The sequence below is a fragment of the Kitasatospora sp. NBC_01302 genome (assembly GCF_035976515.1).
Taxonomy (GTDB): domain Bacteria; phylum Actinomycetota; class Actinomycetes; order Streptomycetales; family Streptomycetaceae; genus Kitasatospora.
In genome coordinates, this window is the sequence record NZ_CP108404.1 from 3,932,771 (window position 1) to 3,948,723 (window position 15,953).

At 74.7% G+C, this 15,953-nt stretch carries 13 protein-coding genes; 4 read left to right on the top strand and 9 right to left on the bottom strand.

The window, feature by feature from the left end:
• Positions 1-13 precede the first annotated feature (13 nt).
• Positions 14-868 (bottom strand): bifunctional methylenetetrahydrofolate dehydrogenase/methenyltetrahydrofolate cyclohydrolase, encoded by an 855-nt coding sequence (locus OG294_RS16745; RefSeq protein WP_327067307.1) that lies wholly within the window; start codon positions 866-868, stop codon positions 14-16.
• A gap of 312 nt (positions 869-1,180) precedes the next feature.
• On the opposite strand from OG294_RS16745, the gene OG294_RS16750 reads away from it, so the two are divergent.
• Together OG294_RS16750 and OG294_RS16755 are read left to right on the top strand one after the other, a co-directional pair.
• Positions 1,181-1,591 (top strand): DUF2752 domain-containing protein, encoded by a 411-nt coding sequence (locus OG294_RS16750; protein ID WP_327067308.1) that lies wholly within the window; start codon positions 1,181-1,183, stop codon positions 1,589-1,591.
• 74 nt (positions 1,592-1,665) lie between these two features.
• Complete coding sequence (locus tag OG294_RS16755; RefSeq protein WP_327067309.1) at positions 1,666-2,334, top strand: RDD family protein; 669 nt, start codon at positions 1,666-1,668, stop codon at positions 2,332-2,334.
• A 71-nt stretch (positions 2,335-2,405) separates the two neighbouring features.
• Here OG294_RS16755 and purH read toward each other — a convergent pair whose 3' ends face one another.
• Positions 2,406-3,989, bottom strand: a complete 1,584-nt coding sequence (gene purH, locus OG294_RS16760; protein ID WP_327067310.1) for a bifunctional phosphoribosylaminoimidazolecarboxamide formyltransferase/IMP cyclohydrolase — start codon at positions 3,987-3,989, stop codon at positions 2,406-2,408.
• Positions 3,986-4,645, bottom strand: a complete 660-nt coding sequence (gene purN, locus OG294_RS16765) for a phosphoribosylglycinamide formyltransferase (RefSeq protein ID WP_327067311.1) — start codon at positions 4,643-4,645, stop codon at positions 3,986-3,988. Before purN ends, purH begins: the two co-directional genes overlap by 4 nt.
• 365 nt (positions 4,646-5,010) lie before the next feature.
• Here purN and OG294_RS16770 point away from each other — a divergent pair, with 365 nt between their 5' ends.
• Positions 5,011-5,733, top strand: a complete 723-nt coding sequence (locus tag OG294_RS16770; protein ID WP_327067312.1) for a hypothetical protein — start codon at positions 5,011-5,013, stop codon at positions 5,731-5,733.
• 39 nt (positions 5,734-5,772) lie between these two features.
• On the opposite strand, the gene OG294_RS16775 is transcribed toward OG294_RS16770, so the two are convergent.
• Complete coding sequence (locus tag OG294_RS16775) at positions 5,773-7,353, bottom strand: cell division protein PerM (RefSeq protein WP_327067313.1); 1,581 nt, start codon at positions 7,351-7,353, stop codon at positions 5,773-5,775.
• A 167-nt stretch (positions 7,354-7,520) separates the two neighbouring features.
• On the opposite strand from OG294_RS16775, the gene OG294_RS16780 reads away from it, so the two are divergent.
• On the top strand, positions 7,521-8,387 hold the full coding sequence (locus OG294_RS16780; protein WP_327067314.1) for an RNA polymerase sigma factor: 867 nt from the start codon (positions 7,521-7,523) through the stop codon (positions 8,385-8,387).
• Between the two features lie 37 nt (positions 8,388-8,424).
• Here the strand turns inward: OG294_RS16780 and sucD are convergent, their stop codons facing one another.
• From sucD to OG294_RS16805, 5 genes are all read right to left on the bottom strand, one after another.
• Positions 8,425-9,306, bottom strand: a complete 882-nt coding sequence (gene sucD, locus OG294_RS16785) for a succinate--CoA ligase subunit alpha (protein ID WP_327067315.1) — start codon at positions 9,304-9,306, stop codon at positions 8,425-8,427.
• 17 nt (positions 9,307-9,323) lie between these two features.
• On the bottom strand, positions 9,324-10,499 hold the full coding sequence (gene sucC, locus OG294_RS16790; protein WP_327067316.1) for an ADP-forming succinate--CoA ligase subunit beta: 1,176 nt from the start codon (positions 10,497-10,499) through the stop codon (positions 9,324-9,326).
• Between the two features lie 229 nt (positions 10,500-10,728).
• Complete coding sequence (locus OG294_RS16795; protein ID WP_327067317.1) at positions 10,729-11,940, bottom strand: VWA domain-containing protein; 1,212 nt, start codon at positions 11,938-11,940, stop codon at positions 10,729-10,731.
• Positions 11,937-14,456, bottom strand: a complete 2,520-nt coding sequence (locus OG294_RS16800) for a DUF5682 family protein (protein ID WP_327071577.1) — start codon at positions 14,454-14,456, stop codon at positions 11,937-11,939. The genes OG294_RS16795 and OG294_RS16800 overlap by 4 nt, the downstream gene beginning before the upstream one ends.
• 216 nt (positions 14,457-14,672) lie before the next feature.
• Positions 14,673-15,776, bottom strand: a complete 1,104-nt coding sequence (locus OG294_RS16805; protein WP_327067318.1) for an ATP-binding protein — start codon at positions 15,774-15,776, stop codon at positions 14,673-14,675.
• Positions 15,777-15,953 lie beyond the last annotated feature (177 nt).

The following is a 15,953-nucleotide window of genomic DNA, read 5'->3' on the forward strand; positions in this document are numbered from 1 at the left end:
CCAGGGGTGGCGACTAGAGGGCGGCCTGACGCTCGGCCGCCTCGACGATGTTGTTGAGCAGCATGGCGCGGGTCATCGGGCCGACTCCACCCGGGTTCGGCGAGAGCCAGCCGGCCACCTCGGCGACCGCCGGGTGCACGTCGCCGACCAGGCCGGCCTCGGTGCGGCTGACGCCGACGTCCAGCACGGCCGCGCCCGGGCGCACGTCCTCCGCCTTGACCAGGTAGGGGACGCCCGCGGCGGCGACGATGATGTCGGCCCGGCGCAGGTGTGCGGAGAGGTCGCGGGTGCCGGTGTGGCAGAGCGTCACGGTCGCGTTCTCGCTCTTGCGGGTGAGCAGCAGGCCGATCGAGCGGCCCACCGTGACACCGCGGCCGACCACGACCACGTCCGCGCCGTTGATCTCCACGTCGTGACGGCGCAGCAGCTCCACGATGCCGTACGGGGTGCAGGGCAGCGGACCCTGGATGCCGAGCGCGAGGCGGCCCAGCGAGGTGGGGTGCAGGCCGTCGGCGTCCTTGTCCGGGTCCATCAGCTCGAGCACCGGGTTGGCGTCGAGGCCCTTGGGCAGCGGGAGCTGGACGATGTAGCCGGTGCAGGCCGGGTCCTCGTTGAGCTCGCGGACCTTGGCCTCCACCTCGGCCTGGGTCGCGTCCGCGGGGAGCTCGACCTGGATCGAGGCGATGCCGACCTGGGCGCAGTCGCGGTGCTTGCCGCGCACGTAGCTGTGGCTGCCCGGGTCGTCGCCGACCAGGACGGTGCCGAGACCGGGGGTGATGCCCCGCTCCTTGAGGGCCGCCACACGGACGGCGAGTTCGGACTTGATCGCGGCCGCGGTGGCCTTGCCATCGAGAATCTGGGCAGTCATACCCCCTATCCTCCCGGATCGGCGGCACTGCTTCCGCACCCGGCAGGACCGGTGCGGCCGAGAAGGCGCCCCCTTAACGGAACGTGTGGATCCGATTGCGGTTGCGCCACAGTTGGGGCCGGACCGCGGGAACGCACTGGACAGCCCGCCCGGCGCCGTCGAGCATAGGCTTCGAGCACCAGTCAGAAGGCCCTGGATCCGCCGCGCGCGGGCCCCGGGCGATCGGGGGAAGAACGTCGTGACCACGCCTCAGCACCGGCGGCGAGAACGCCGCGTCCGCACACCGGAGCACCCGCCGCGGCCCGCCACCCGGTGATCACGCCGGTCCGGGCCGCCCGGCCCGCCCCCGGCCCGCTGACCGGCCGACTGGCCCGCACCGCGCTGCGCTGCTCCCTCGCGGCCGGCGCGGCCGTGCTGGTGGCGGTGCTGCACGACGCCCACGACCCGGGCGTGCTCTGCCCGCTGCGCCGGCTGACCGGGATCCCGTGCCCCGCCTGCGGGAGCACCACCGTCTTCATCGAGGCCGGCCACGGCCACTGGCTCGCCGCGCTGACGGCCAATCCGGTGACCGTGCTGGCGGTGCTCGCGCTGCTCACCGCGCCGCTCGGCGGCGGCGCCTGGTGGTGGTCCCTGACACCGCGTCGGCGCACCGGGGTGGTCGCCACCGCGCTGGCCGTCGCCTGGATCTGGCAGCTGCAGCGTCTGGGTGTCACACCGTCATAGCCCTCCACTAGTCTCACCCGCTGTTCCACCCGTCCCCACCGTTCATCGAGCACGTCCCCGTCCGGAGGCCTTCCGTGTCCTACCCGCCCGATCCCAACAACCCCTACGGCCAGCCGCAGCAGGCCCCCTACGGCGTTCCCCCGCAGCAGCCGAACCCGTACGGCCAGCCGCCCGCCTACGGCTACCCGCAGCAGGGCGCCCCGCAGGGCTACGGCTTCCCGCAGCAGCCGGCCCCCTACGGCTACGTCCCCGTGGCGCCGCCGGTGCTGGCGAGCTGGGGCGCCCGGGTCGGCGCGTACTTCATCGACTTCCTGGTCGTCGGCCTGCCCGTGATCATCTGTTACTTCATCGGCGGCGCCATGCTGGTGAGCACCGTGGTGAAGAGCCAGACCAACTGCCCGCTGGACGAGAACGGGCTCCCGAACTGCCCCGCGCCCTCCACCAGCCTCAGCGGCGGCGGCCTGGCGATCATCGTGGTCGGCATCGTGCTCAGCCTGATCCTGGGCATCTGGCAGCTGGTCCGCGAGGGCCAGGGCCAGACCATCGGCAAGAAGGCCGTGGGCATCCGGCTGGTCCGTGAGATCGACGGCCAGCCGCTGGGCTTCGGCATGGCCTTCGTGCGCAAGCTCGCCCACTTCCTGGACGGCTTCCTGTGCGGCCTGGGCTACCTGTGGCCGCTGTGGGACGACAAGAGCCAGTGCTTCGCCGACAAGGTGACCAACAGCCTGGTGATCCGCGCCTGACCGGCGCCCGCGAACACCCGGACGGCCCGGCGCTCCTGACGGAGTGCCGGGCCGTTCGCGCGGTGCCGCGGTCAGTGGAAGAAGTGCCGCGTCCCGGTGAAGTACATCGTGGCGCCGGCCGCCTGGGCCGCCTGGACGACCTCCTCGTCGCGCACCGAGCCGCCCGGCTGGACGACGGCCTTCACACCCGCGTCGAGCAGGATCTGCAGGCCGTCCGCGAACGGGAAGAACGCGTCCGAGGCGGCGAACGAGCCGCTCGCCCGCTCGCCCGCGCGTTCGACGGCCAGCTTGGCCGAGTCGACCCGGTTGACCTGGCCCATGCCGACGCCGACCGAGGCGCCGTCCTTGGCCAGCAGGATCGCGTTGGACTTCACCGCGCGGCAGGCCTTCCAGGCGAAGGCGAGGTCGGCCAGCTCGGCCTCCGGGAGCGCCGTTCCGGCCGCCAGCGTCCAGGTGGACGGGTCATCGCCCGCAGCGTCGATCCGGTCGACTTCCTGGAACAGCAGCCCGCCGCTGATCCGCCGCGCCTCGCGGCGCTCGCACGGGGCCTGCGGGGCGCTCAGCACCCGGAGGTTCTTCTTGCGGGCGAGCACCTCGACGGCGCCCTCCTCGTAGCCCGGGGCGACGACGACCTCGGTGAAGATCGGCGCGATCTGCTCGGCCAGCTCGACGGTGACCGGGCGGTTGACCGCGATCACGCCGCCGTACGCGGAGAGCGGGTCGCACGCGTGCGCCTTGCGGTGCGCCTCGGCGACGTCGGCGCCCACCGCGATGCCGCACGGGTTGGCGTGCTTGATGATCGCGACGGCCGGGCCCTCGTGGTCGTAGGCGGCCCGGCGCGCGGCGTCGGTGTCGACGTAGTTGTTGTACGACATCTCCTTGCCGTGCAGCTGCTCGGCGCCCGCCAGGCCGCCGGTGCCGTCGAGGTACAGGGCCGCGCTCTGGTGCGGGTTCTCGCCGTAGCGCAGCACGTTCGAGCGCTCCCAGGTGGCGCCGAGGAAGGCCGGGAAGGCCTCCGTCGACTCCGTGTAGCCCGAGGCCTCGAACCACTGCGCGACCGCGACGTCGTACGCGGCGGTGTGCGCGAAGGCCGCGCCGGCCAGCCGCTTGCGGGTCAGCAGGTCGAAGCCGCCCGACCGGACGGCGGCCAGCACGTCGCCGTAGCGCGCCGGGTCGACCACGACGGCGACCGACGGGTGGTTCTTGGCCGCGGCGCGCACCATGCTCGGCCCGCCGATGTCGATCTGCTCGACGCACTCGTCCGGGGTGGCGCCGGAGGCGACGGTGGCGGCGAACGGGTAGAGGTTGACCACCACCAGGTCGAAGGGCTCGATGCCCAGCTCGGTCAGCTGCGCACGGTGCGACTCCAGGCGCAGGTCGGCGAGCACACCGGCGTGCACCCGGGGGTGCAGCGTCTTCACGCGCCCGTCCAGGCACTCCGGGAAGCCGGTGAGCTCCGAGACCTCGGTGACCGGCACGCCGGCGGCGGCGATCCGGGCGGCCGTCGAGCCGGTGGAGACCAGCTCGACCCCGGCGGCGTGCAGGCCCTGGGCCAGCTCCTCCAGGCCGGTCTTGTCGTACACGCTGACCAGCGCGCGGCGGATCGGACGGATGTTCTCGGAGACGGGCGGCGCGGCGTGGGGGGCGGAACTCATGCCGGGATCCAAACCTTTCGGTCTTCGATGCGGTGGCCTTCGCGGGCGAGACGGCCCACGACCTCGACGAGCAGCTGGCGCTCGACAGTCTTGATGCGCTCGTGCAGCGCTTCGCCGCCATCGGCATGGTCGGCGTCGGTGATCGGCACGACGCCCTGCGCGATGATCGGCCCGGTGTCCACTCCGGCGTCGACCAGGTGGACGGTGCAGCCGGTGACCTTCACGCCGTAGGCGAGCGCGTCGGTGACACCGTGCGCGCCGGGGAAGGCGGGCAGCAGAGCGGGGTGGGTGTTGACGATCCGGCCGGCGAAGGCGCTGATGAAGCGGTCGCCGAGGATCTTCATGAAGCCGGCCGTGACCACCAGGTCGGGCTGGTGGCCGGCGACGGAGTCGGTCAGCGCCGCGTCCCAGTCGGCCCGGTCGGCGAAGTCCTTCACCCGGTGCACGAAGGTCGCCAGGCCCGCCTGCTCGGCGCGCTCCAGCCCGGCGATGCCCGACCGGTCGGCGCCGACGGCGACGATCTGCGCGCCGTAGGCGGGGTCGGCGACCGCGTCGATCAGCGCCTGGAGGTTGGTGCCGGAACCGGACACCAGGACCACCAGACGGGCGGGACGGTCGAGCGGGGCTGGGAAGGCGAGCGGGTGAGCGGCGGCCACTGCGCGGGTCTCCGTACGTCGGGGTGCCGGCCCGCTGGTACGTCCACCGGAGGGTGGGGCCACTACGGACTGGCGGCAGGTCGGCTGGCGATGGGTGTGCCGGGGACGCCGCTGCGTTGCGGGGCCCGGGAACCTGGGAGGGCTGCTGACCGTCACCACGATAACGGCTGGCTGAACGGGTGCTGTACCTGGGATTCTGCTTGACGCGCGTAGATGAGAGCGGGATCTCCCCGGCCCCCTCGCGCGCCGTCCGCAGGCCGCCCGACACTGCGGTTTCGCATCGAACGGCAGGCCGCCCCGTGCTCCTCAGCAGCCTGCGGGATCATGGGTCGCGACGCCCGACGACGATGAGGACCCCGACCGACATGAGCAGCGGCAAGAACAGCGACGAGCGCAACCCCTTCGCGCCGCCGCCTCAGGACGCTCCGGACCAGCCGTGGCGTCCGCGCCTTCCGCAGGGTCGCTCGGGCGGGACCTCCGAGGGCGCCCCCGAGGACGGCGAACGGCCCGCCGCTGAAGGCCGCCCCGGCCGGCCGCCGGTGCCGCCGCCGCACCCGTGGAGCCCGAACTGGCAGGGCGGCGGCGGCCCCGGCTGGCCGGACCGGCCACAGGCCCCGCAGCAACCCAGATTCGACCCCAACGACCCGCGCCACCGCCGCTCGCGCTACGCGCTGATGAGCGGCATGGCCTCGCTCTTCTGCGGCCTGGACAGCTTCATGGCCTTCGCCCTGCTGTTCGGCGCGCTCGCGCTCTACTGGGGCATCAGCGCACTGCGCGGCGGCGGCCAGCCGAGCACGCCCGCGACCGGCGCCGACCGCGCGCCGGAGCCGACCGCCGCCGACCCGCGCACCGCGCCGCCGCTCGGCTGGCCGTACGCGCAGCGCAGCCGCCCGCAGGTGCCGGCCGCGCTCGGCGGGCTGATCACCGGCGGGGTGGCCGTCGCCCTGGTGCTCGGCAGCTTCGCGCTGCAGGTGGTCTACCGCCCCTACTACACCTGCTTGAACGACGCGCTGACCTCGGTGGGCACCCAGAGCTGCTCGAACCTCGCCCCGCACTGGCTGGTCACGATGGACGACCCGCAGAACTGACACTGACACCGCCTCGCTGCGGCCGCTCACTCCGGCCGCTCACTCCGGCCGCTCGCCGCGGCCCCGGCCCGGCCGCAGGCGCAGCGCCGTCCACCGCGCGGCGAGCGCGGCCCGGGAGCGCGGCACCAGCCGGCGCCGGCCGTGCGGGCCGTCGCCGCGGGGATCCGGGCCGCCGAGCTCCGGGCCGTCGAGCTCCGGCTCGTCCAGCACCGGACCGGCCAGGACCAGCGCGCCCGAAGCCGGGCCGCCCCACTCGGACCCGTGCAGCCCCGGCCCGCCGAGCCCCGGTCCCGGCCCGGCCCACGCCGACTCGTCCCATGCCGCCGCGGCCGGCGCCGCCCGGCGCAGCAGCCACCAGCGGACGACGAGCGCACCGGGGAGCACCAGCACCGCGAACCAGCCGGCCGCCACCGTCCCGCAGGCGAACGAGGGCCCCAGCCGCGCCATCCGGCCGCCGCCCGCCGCGCCCCCGGCCAGCCAGCCGGCCAGGGCCACCAGCGCGCCCGCCGCAGCCGCGGTCGCCAGCCCGGCCAGCGCGGTGCCCGGCGCACGCCACGGCTGCCCCGGTTCCGCCCGGTCCGTGTCGTCCTCCGCCGCCTCCACCAGGTAGGCCGGCTCGACGGCGGCACGCCGCCCACCGCCCCAGGCTGCCGCCCGGCCCAGCAGCCCGGCCGCCACCGCCCCCGCCAGCGCCGGAACCAGCAGCACCAGCAGCTGCCAGCCCGAGGCCGTCGTGGGCGCCAGCGCCAGCAGCGGGAAGTCGGGCAACGCACCGTGCTGCACCCGCCCGGGCGCCACCACGGTGTCGGTCCCCAGCAGGAAGCCCGGCCCCAGCGCATAGGCACCGGCCCAGAGCACGGCGTTCGGCACCAGCAGCAGGCAGCTCAGCAGCACGCCCAGCGCGGCGGGCACGCTGCCGCCGGCCAGCGCGCGCACCGCGGGGTCGGTGGTGTCGGTGCGCAGCAGCGCCGCCATGCCGAAGAGCAGCGCGCCGCCCGCGAGCAGGATCAGCAGCCCGGCCGTCACCGCCGCCCGGACCGCACCCGGGCTGCCGGCCGGCAGCCGCCGCCGGACCGCCGCCAGCCGGCCCGGCCCCACCGGTGCCGGCCCGACGAACCCGGCCCCGCCGTGCACGCCCCACTGCGCGGCGGCGTAGCCCAGCAGCGCCACCGCGAGCAGGTCGGGCAGCGGCTCGGCGCGCAGGCCGCCACCGCCCGCCGCACAGGCGAGGGCCACCGGCAGTGCGACCAGCAGGTACCCGGTGCAGAGCAGCGCCGGGACCGGGCCGGTGCGCGGCTGCGCCGCCACGGCCGCGCGGGCGGCGGCGCAGCGCAGCAGCTGCGCGTTCAGCAGGGTGAGCAGCAGCGGGGTGAGCGAGAGCGGTGCCCCGGCGCCCCGGGTCAGCGGTCCGCCGTGGCCGAGCAGCCACAGGACCCCGACCAGCCGGGCGGCGTCGGCGGCGCTGTCGTGGCCGGTGGCGGTGAGGACCCACAGGACCAGCACGGGCACGCCGGTGACGGCGAGTCCGAGGAGCGCAGCGGTGGCCCCCGCCAGGAGCGGGCCCGATCCCGGCGAGCCGACACCGCGCGGAATCCGACGACCCATCAGGTGCTGCGTCATGAGCCTCATGGTGCCGCCGTCACTCGTCCTGCCGCGTGCAAGCGGCGCCCGCTCGCCGTGTCCCGGATTATCTGATTGTGCGTCAGATCCTTGAATCAGATGAATCCGTAGCCGCCGCCCGCCCCGACGATCCGGGCCCGGCGCCCGATCGCTCCCAGTACCAAGAATTGTACGAACGGTCGTACGACGAACTTCTCCAGCAGACGTACCTGGTCACCGCCGGCCGGCACCGGCTCGCCAGGCATGCCGTCCAGCAGGCCTTCGAGGCCGCCTGGACCCGCTGGGCCGAGGCCGCCACCGACCCCGACCCGGCGCGCTGGCTGCGCACCCGCGCCTTCGCCACCGCGCTCGCCCCCTGGCGCCCGGGCGGCCCGCCGCACGCCCGTCGGCTGCGACCGCCGTGGCGGCAGGCCGAGGCGGCGGACCCGGCGACGGCGGCCCCGGAGACGGCCGACCAGGCAGCGGCGGCCGACCAGGCGCTGCTCGGCGCGCTGCACCGGCTGAGCCGGGCGCGCCGCCACGTGCTGGTGCTGCACGACGCGCTGGGCCTGGGGCCCGCCGAGATCGCCCTGGAGGTCGAGGCGAGCGCCACCGCGGTCGACCACCGGCTGCGCGCCGCCCACCTGGAACTGGCCCGCGCGCTGCCCGACCTGGTGGGCGCCGACCCGCTGGCGCCCGGCTTCGGCGAGCGCCTCGGCGGGCTGCTCTACCGGACGGCGGTGCGGTACTGCCCGCCCGCGGCCACGGGGCAGCACGTGCCCCGGATGCTGCCCGCCCGGGCCCGGCTGCGCGCGGCGGCCCTGCCCGCCGCCTCCGGCCTGCTGGTGCTGGTCACCGCGACGGCCATCGCGGGCACCCTGGACGGCCACGGCCCCTCGGCCTGGTTCGACCGGCCGCCCACGCCCGCGCCGCTCTGCACCGGCACGCTGAACGGCAGCGCGGGCCCGGCCGGCCCGGCGCACGTCGCCGGCCTGCGCAGCCTGTGGTGCGCCGAGGACGGGCCGCACGCAAAAGGCCGCACCCCGGACCGGTGATCCGGTCCGGGGTGCGGCGGTGAGGCGGCGTCGGCTGTCAGCCGATCAGCTCACGCGCCAGGCGAGCGGTCTCGGACGGCGTCTTGCCGACCTTGACACCGGCGGCCTCCAGGGCCTCCTTCTTCGCCTGGGCGGTGCCCGAGGAGCCCGAGACGATGGCGCCGGCGTGGCCCATGGTCTTGCCCTCGGGGGCGGTGAAGCCCGCGACGTAGCCGACGACCGGCTTGGTCACGTTCTCCTTGATGAAGGCGGCGGCGCGCTCCTCGGCGTCGCCACCGATCTCACCGATCATCACGATGATCTCGGTCTCCGGGTCGGCCTCGAACGCGCGCAGCGCGTCGATGTGGGTGGTGCCGATGACCGGGTCGCCACCGATGCCGACGGCCGAGGAGAAGCCGATGTCCCGCAGCTCGTACATGAGCTGGTAGGTCAGCGTGCCCGACTTGGAGACCAGGCCGATCTTGCCGGCCTTGGTGATGTCGGCCGGGATGATGCCCGCGTTGGACTTCCCGGGGGAGATCAGGCCGGGGCAGTTCGGGCCGATGATCTGGGTCTTGCCGCCCTTCTGGCCGGCGTAGGCCCAGAACCAGGCGCTGTCGTGCACCGGGACGCCCTCGGTGATGACGACCGCGAGCGGGATCTCGGCGTCGATCGCCTCGACGACGGCGCTCTTGGTGAACGCCGGCGGGACGAAGATGACGCTGACATCGGCGCCGGTGGCCTTCATGGCCTCGGCGACGGTGCCGAAGACGGGCACCTCGGTGCCGTCGACGTCAACCGTGGTGCCGGCCTTGCGCGGGTTCACGCCGCCGACGATCTTGGTGCCCGAGGCCAGCATGCGGCGGGTGTGCTTCATGCCCTCGGAGCCGGTCATGCCCTGAACGATGACCTTGCTGTCCTCGGTAAGGAAGATAGCCATGGTGAGAGTCCCCTTCCTTACTTCGCGTTGGCCAGCTCGGCGGCGCGGTCAGCGGCGCCGTCCATGGTGTCCACCTGCTCGACGAGCGGGTGGTTGGCGTCGGTGAGGATCTTGCGACCCAGCTCGGCGTTGTTGCCGTCGAGACGCACGACCAGCGGCTTGGTGACCGCCTCGCCCTTGCTCTCCAGCAGGGCCAGCGCCTGCACGATGCCGTTGGCGACCGCGTCGCACGCGGTGATGCCGCCGAAGACGTTGACGAAGACCGACTTGACGTCGGGGTCGCCCAGGATGATCTCCAGGCCGTTCGCCATCACCTCGGCGGAGGCGCCGCCACCGATGTCGAGGAAGTTGGCGGGCTTGACGCCGCCGTGGTTCTCACCGGCGTAGGCGACGACGTCCAGGGTGCTCATGACGAGCCCCGCGCCGTTGCCGATGATGCCGACCTCGCCCTCGAGCTTGACGTAGTTGAGGCCCTTGGCCTTGGCCGCCGCCTCCAGCGGGTTGGCCGCGGCCTTGTCCTCGAGCGCGGCGTGGTCGGCCTGACGGAACTCGGCGTTCTCGTCCAGCGAGACCTTGCCGTCGAGCGCGATGATCTTGCCGTCACCGGACTTGATCAGCGGGTTGACCTCGACCAGCAGGGCGTCTTCCTTGATGAAGACGGTCCACAGCTTCTGCAGGACCTCGGCCACCTGGTCGGCGACCTCGGCCGGGAACTTCGCGGCAGCGACGATCTCGGCGGCCTTCTCCGGGGTGCAGCCCTCGTTGGCGTCGACCGGGATCTTGGCGAGCGCGTCGGGGTTCTCCTCGGCGACGACCTCGATCTCCACGCCGCCCTCGACGCTGGCCATGGCCAGGAAGGTGCGGTTGGTGCGGTCCAGCAGGAACGAGACGTAGTACTCGTCCTTGATGTCCGCGGTCTGGGCCAGCATCACCTTGTGAACGGTGTGGCCCTTGATGTCCATACCGAGGATCGCCTCGGCCTTGGCGACGGCGTCGGCCGGGTCGGCGGCGAGCTTGACGCCACCGGCCTTGCCACGGCCACCGACCTTCACCTGAGCCTTGACGACGGCGCGTCCGCCGAAGCGCTCGGCGATGGCGCGAGCTGCTTCGGGGGTCTCGATGACATCACCGTCAAGCACGGGTACGCCGTGCTTGGCGAAGAGGTCCCTCGCCTGGTACTCGAACAGGTCCACGTGTGTTCGTCCTTGTTCGTGGTCGCGGATTGTGTCTCTACGAGCGTGCCACGGCAGGATCTTCGCTGCGGGTCGTCGGGGCCGTGCGGGTACGCAGAGTTGCGGCCTTGCGGCCCACGCGGTCTCGGGCGCACACGTCAATCAACACGCGCGTCACGTCCGTCTGGCAGGGTATCCCCGCCGGGACGGCGGCATTCGCCCGGGAGCGACTGTGCCGAGGTGAGAACCGTCACAACGGGTGCGCGTCCGGCAACGGCCGCCGTTCCAGGGCCGCGGCCATGACGTCCGGAAAGGCGTCCGGGGTGCAGGCGAAGGCCGGGACGCCGAGCGCGGCCAGCGCGGCGGCGTGCGCGTGGTCGTGGGCGGGAGTGCCCTCGTCGCTGAGCGCGAGCAGCGCGAGGAACTGGACGCCGGCGGCCTTCATCGCGGCCACCCGGCGCAGCATCCGCTCGCGGATGCCGCCCTCGTGGAGATCACTGATCAGGACGACCACGGTGTCAGCCGGACGAGTGATCTTCGACTCGCAGTAGGCCAGCGCGCGGTTGATGTCGGTGCCGCCGCCGAGCTGAGTGGCGAACAGGACGTCCACCGGATCGCTCAGTTGTTCGGTCAGGTCGACCACCGAGGTGTCGAACACCACCAGCCTGGTGTCCAGGGTGCGCATCGAGGCGAGCACCGCGCCGAAGACCGCGCTGTGCACCACGGAGGCGGCCATCGAACCCGACTGGTCGACGCAGAGGATCACTTCCTTCTTCGTCGCACGCTGTGCACGGGCGTGGCCGACCAGGCGCTCGGGGATCACCGTGCGCTGCTCGGGGAGGTAGTGCCGCAGGTTCACCCGGATGGTGCGGTCCCAGTCGATGTCACGGTGGCGCGGGCGGTCGACCCGCGCGCCGCGGTCCAGCGCGCCGCCCAGCGTGGCCCGGGTCCGGTCGGCCAGCCGGCGCTCCAGTTCGGCGACCACCCGGGCGACCACGAGGCGGGCGGTCTCCCGGGTGGTCTCGGGCAGCGCGTGCCTGAGCGAGAGCAGCGTGCCCACCAGGTGCACGTCCGGCTCGACGGCGGCCAGCATCTCCGGTTCGAGCAGCAGCCGGGTCAGGCCCAGGCGGGAGATCGCGTCCTGCTGCATCAGCTGGACCACGGAGGTCGGGAAGTAGCGGCGAATGTCGCCCAGCCAGCGGGCCACCTGCGGGGCGCTGCCGCCCAGCCCCGCCGAGCGGCCCGGCGTCCGGGCGCCGTCCGCCTGGTCCGGCGCACCGCGGTAGAGGGCGGTGAGCACCCGGTCGATCGAAGCGTCGCGGCCGGTCAGGCGCCCCCCGCGCGCCGCGCCCCAGGGCTCGCCACCGAGCACCAGGCGCCAGCGGCGCAGGCGTTCCTGTTCCGGGTCGTGCTCCGGATCGGGTTCCGGATCCTGCCCCCGGGCCTGCTCACTGGTCGTCACGCGGCGCTCCTGCGGTCGGGCTGACGGGGGATCCACGGGCGGGCACCGGCCGGCGATGGCTCGGGCGAGGGGTGGCGGCCGAGCAGACGCAGCACGGTGGGCAGCGCCGCGTCGGCGCGGGCCTGGTCCAGCGGCTGCTCCGGCGAGCCGGACGGGCCGCCGGCGCCGCCGGCCGGGCGGCCGGTGGCGACCCGGGAGGCGACGGTGCGCAGCACCCCCGCCTCCACCGCCGCGAAGGTGCGGCGCAGCAGCGGCAACAGGTCGACGAAGGCGCCGGCGGGGACCTCGGCCAGCCAGCCGTCCAGCAGCGCGAGCAGCTGCGGGTCGTGCAGCAGCAGGGCGCCGCCGCCGGACAGGAAGCCCTCGATCCAGCCGGCCGCGTCGGCAGGCGCGCTCGCGGTGGAGAGCGCCAGCCGCAGCCGGCGGGCGGCCTCGGCGGCGTCGAGCCGGCCGTCGTCCAGCAGCAGCCGCACGGCCCGCCCGCGCAGCAGGCCCGGGACGGCGCCGCCGAGCCCCGCGGCGCCGGCTGCGCGGGCCCGCGGTTCGCGCCGGGCGAGCGCGTCGAGGGCCCTGGCCCAGCGCTCGGCCAGGGCGGCGGGGGCGGTACTCGGGGGCGCCGCGGCCAACGCGTGTGCCGGGCCGGCCGCCGCGGGGGCCGGGGCCGACACGGCTGCGCCGGTGCGCCGCTCCAGCAGCCCGATCGCGCCGTGCACCGCGTCCAGCCGGGCACGCATCGCGGCGGCGCCCTCGGCGTCCAGCCCGGCGCAGGCGGGCGGCAGGCCGACGCAGATCCGGTCGGCCAGGCCGTGCGCGACGCCCTCCAGCGTGCCGCCGTCGGTGCCGCGCACATCGCCGTAGCGCAGCGCCCGGACCAGCGCGGGCAGTGCCTCGGCGAGCCGGGCCGTGTCGCTGTCCAGTGCGGCCCGGTCGGCCAGCGCGCGCATCACCGCGGGCAGCGCGGCGGGCAGCTGGGCCACCAGGCACTGCTCGGCCAGCCGGGTGAGCGCGGGCAGGTCCGCCGCCCGGCCCGCCGCGGCCGCCACCTTGGCGGTGGCGGCCTCCTCGACGGTGCTGCCCCACTGCGCGGCCTCGACCACCCGGACCGCGAACTCCGGTTCGTAGCAAAGCCGCCAGCTCTCCCGGAAGGTTCCGGTGGAGTTGGCGGCGGAGCGGGCCCCGGTCCCCCAGTCGATGCCGAGCAGCCGCAGCCGGTGCAGCAGCCGCGAGCGGCCGGCGTCCAGCTCCTTGCGCAGGTCCAGGGTGAGTTCGCGGACGGCGGCGGCCGGCTTGAGCCGCAGGGTGCGCTGCAGCCGGGTCAGATCGCGTTGCAGCGGCACGGTGGGCGCGGCGGCCGGCACCCGGCCGAGCGCCTCGCCGACCACCAGCTGCTCGCGCACCAGCGCGAGCGCGACCTCCGAGCCATCGCACAGCACCGCGCGCACCGCGTCCAGCGACTCGGCGAGCCCGGGTGCCGGGCGACCGCGCACGGCGGCCAGCGTCTCGGCGAGCCGGACCGCCTCGATGACGTGCGCCGGGGAGACCGGGTGGTCCTGGGCCCGCAGCAGCTCGGCGGCCCGGGTCAGCCAGCGGGCCATGCCGGTGCCGCCCGCCGCGGGCCCGGGGTTGTCGAACAGGTGCTGGTACCAGCCGGGCGACTCGATGCCGGCGCCGTAGCCGGTGCGCTGGGCGAGCCGGCGGTGCGTCCACGGCACCCAGGTGATCTCGGTCTTCAGCTTCTTCGGCAGGCCCGCCAGCAACGCCCGGTCGGCGCTCGCCGCGGGCTGCGCGGCGAGCGCCGGTACGTGCCAGGCGCCGCAGACCACGGCGATCCGGCGGTGACCGGCCCGCCGGGCGGCCCGGATCTGCTGGCGCATGTACGCCTCGCGCAGCTCGTCGCGCCGCCCGGCGGCGCAGGCGCCGGGCCGCCCGCCGAAGCGGGCGGCCCGGCCGGCCGACGGCCCCTCGGGGCGCACCCCGGGCGAGCCCGGGGTGCCGACCTCGGGGTCGCGCAGCTCGGCCATCGCCGCCGCCACCGCCGCGAACGGCGCCAGCGGGTCGGCGCCCGGGTGGCGGTGCTCCACCACGTCCTCCCACCAGGCCTCCGGGTCCCCGTTCCCGGCGGCCGCGGCGAGCACGGCGACGGGGTCGACCGCGGGCTCCTCGCCGTCCTCGGGCGTCTGACCGGTGGCCCGCAGGGCGAAGGAGCTGCCGGCCGGCAGGTCGATGAACCGGACCGGAACCCCGGCCGCCAGCGCGTACCGGATCGCGACCCACTCGGGCGAGAAGCCGGCGAAGGGCCAGAAGGCCGCGCGGGCCGGGTCCTCGACCGCGTGCGCGAGCAGCGCGACCGGCGGGACCATCTCCGGGTCGGCCGCCAGGGCGATGATCGGGTCCGCCTCCGGCGGTCCCTCGATCAGCACCGCATCCGGCTCCAGCGCACGCAGGGCCGCACCCACCGCGCGGGCCGAACCCGGTCCGTGGTGGCGCACACCCAGCAGAGTCAGCTCACCAGTCATGTCGCTCCCCCTTGTTCCGTTCCTGGTGTCCGTGCGGGACTTGCGGTCGTTCACGTCGTTCACGTCGTTCACGTCGTTCACGTCGTTCACGTCGTTCAGGTCGTTCACGTCGTTCAGGTCGTTCAGGTCGTTCAGGTCGGTCGGTCCGTTCTGCTCCGGTCCGGCCGTACGGCTCGGTCAGTTCGTCCAACTCCTTTTCTTCTCAGGGATGTTCATTCATCCGGCCAGTTCGCGGGCGGCCCGGTAGAAGTCCTGCCAGCCGTCCCGCTCGCGCAGCACGCCCTCCACGTACTCCCCCCACACCACCTGGTCGCCGACCGGGTCGCGCACCACCGCCCCGAGCACCCCGGCCGCCACCTCGCCCGCCCGCAGCACGCCGTCGCCGAAGTGGGCGGCGAGCGCGAGGCCTGCGGTGACCACCGAGATGGCCTCGGCGGTGGAGAGGGTGCCGGTCGGACTCTTGACCTTGGTCCGGCCGTCGACGGTGACGCCGTCGCGCAGTTCGCGGAAGACCGTCACCACCCGACGGATCTCCTGCGCACCGCCCGGCAGCTCGGGCAGCTCCAGCGCGCGGCCGAGCTGCCCGACCCGCCGCTCGACGATCCCGACCTCCTCGTCGAGCGTCGCCGGCAGCGGAAGGACCACCGTGTTGAAACGGCGGCGCAGCGCACTGGAGAGTTCGTTGACCCCGCGGTCGCGATCGTTGGCGGTGGCGATCAGGTTGAACCCGCGGACAGCCTGAGTCTCCCCGTTCAACTCCGGTATCGGCAACGTCTTTTCGGAGAGCACGGTGATCAGGCTGTCCTGCACGTCGGCCGGGATCCGGGTCAGCTCCTCGACCCGGGCGATCTTGCCCCCGGCCATCGCCCGCAGCACCGGCGAGGGCACCAGCGCCGCCCGGCTGGGACCGTTCGCGAGCAGCTGCGCGTAGTTCCAGCCGTACCGCACGGCCTCCTCGCCGGTGCCCGCGGTGCCCTGCACCAGCAGCGTCGAGTCGCCGCTGACCGCCGCCGCCAGGTGCTCGGAGACCCAGGTCTTGGCGGTGCCGGGCACCCCGAGCAGCAGCAGCGCCCGGTCGGTGGCCAGCGTGCTGACCGCGACCTCCACGATCCGCCGCGGACCGACGTACTTGGGCGTGATCACGGTGCCGTCCGGCAGCTCGCCGCCCAGCAGATAGGTGGCCACCGCCCACGGCGACAGCCGCCAGCCGGCCGGCCGGGGCCGCTCGTCCTGCGCGGCCAGCGCCGCCAGCTCACCGGCGAATGCCTCCTCGGCGTGCGCCCGCAGGACCTCGGCGGTGCTCTCGGTAGGGGTGGTCATCGGGGCTCCTTCGGATCGCCCGTCCCAGGGCACGGCGATGCCCGGGACGGTGGGGTGATGGGGAGCGTCGGCTCGGCTCGCAGGCCCGGGATCGACCTCCCGTCCGACCTGCGAGAACCACTCTGCCGTACGCCACTGACAATCCGGCGGGCACGATCGGCGCGCCTGAACCCCTGT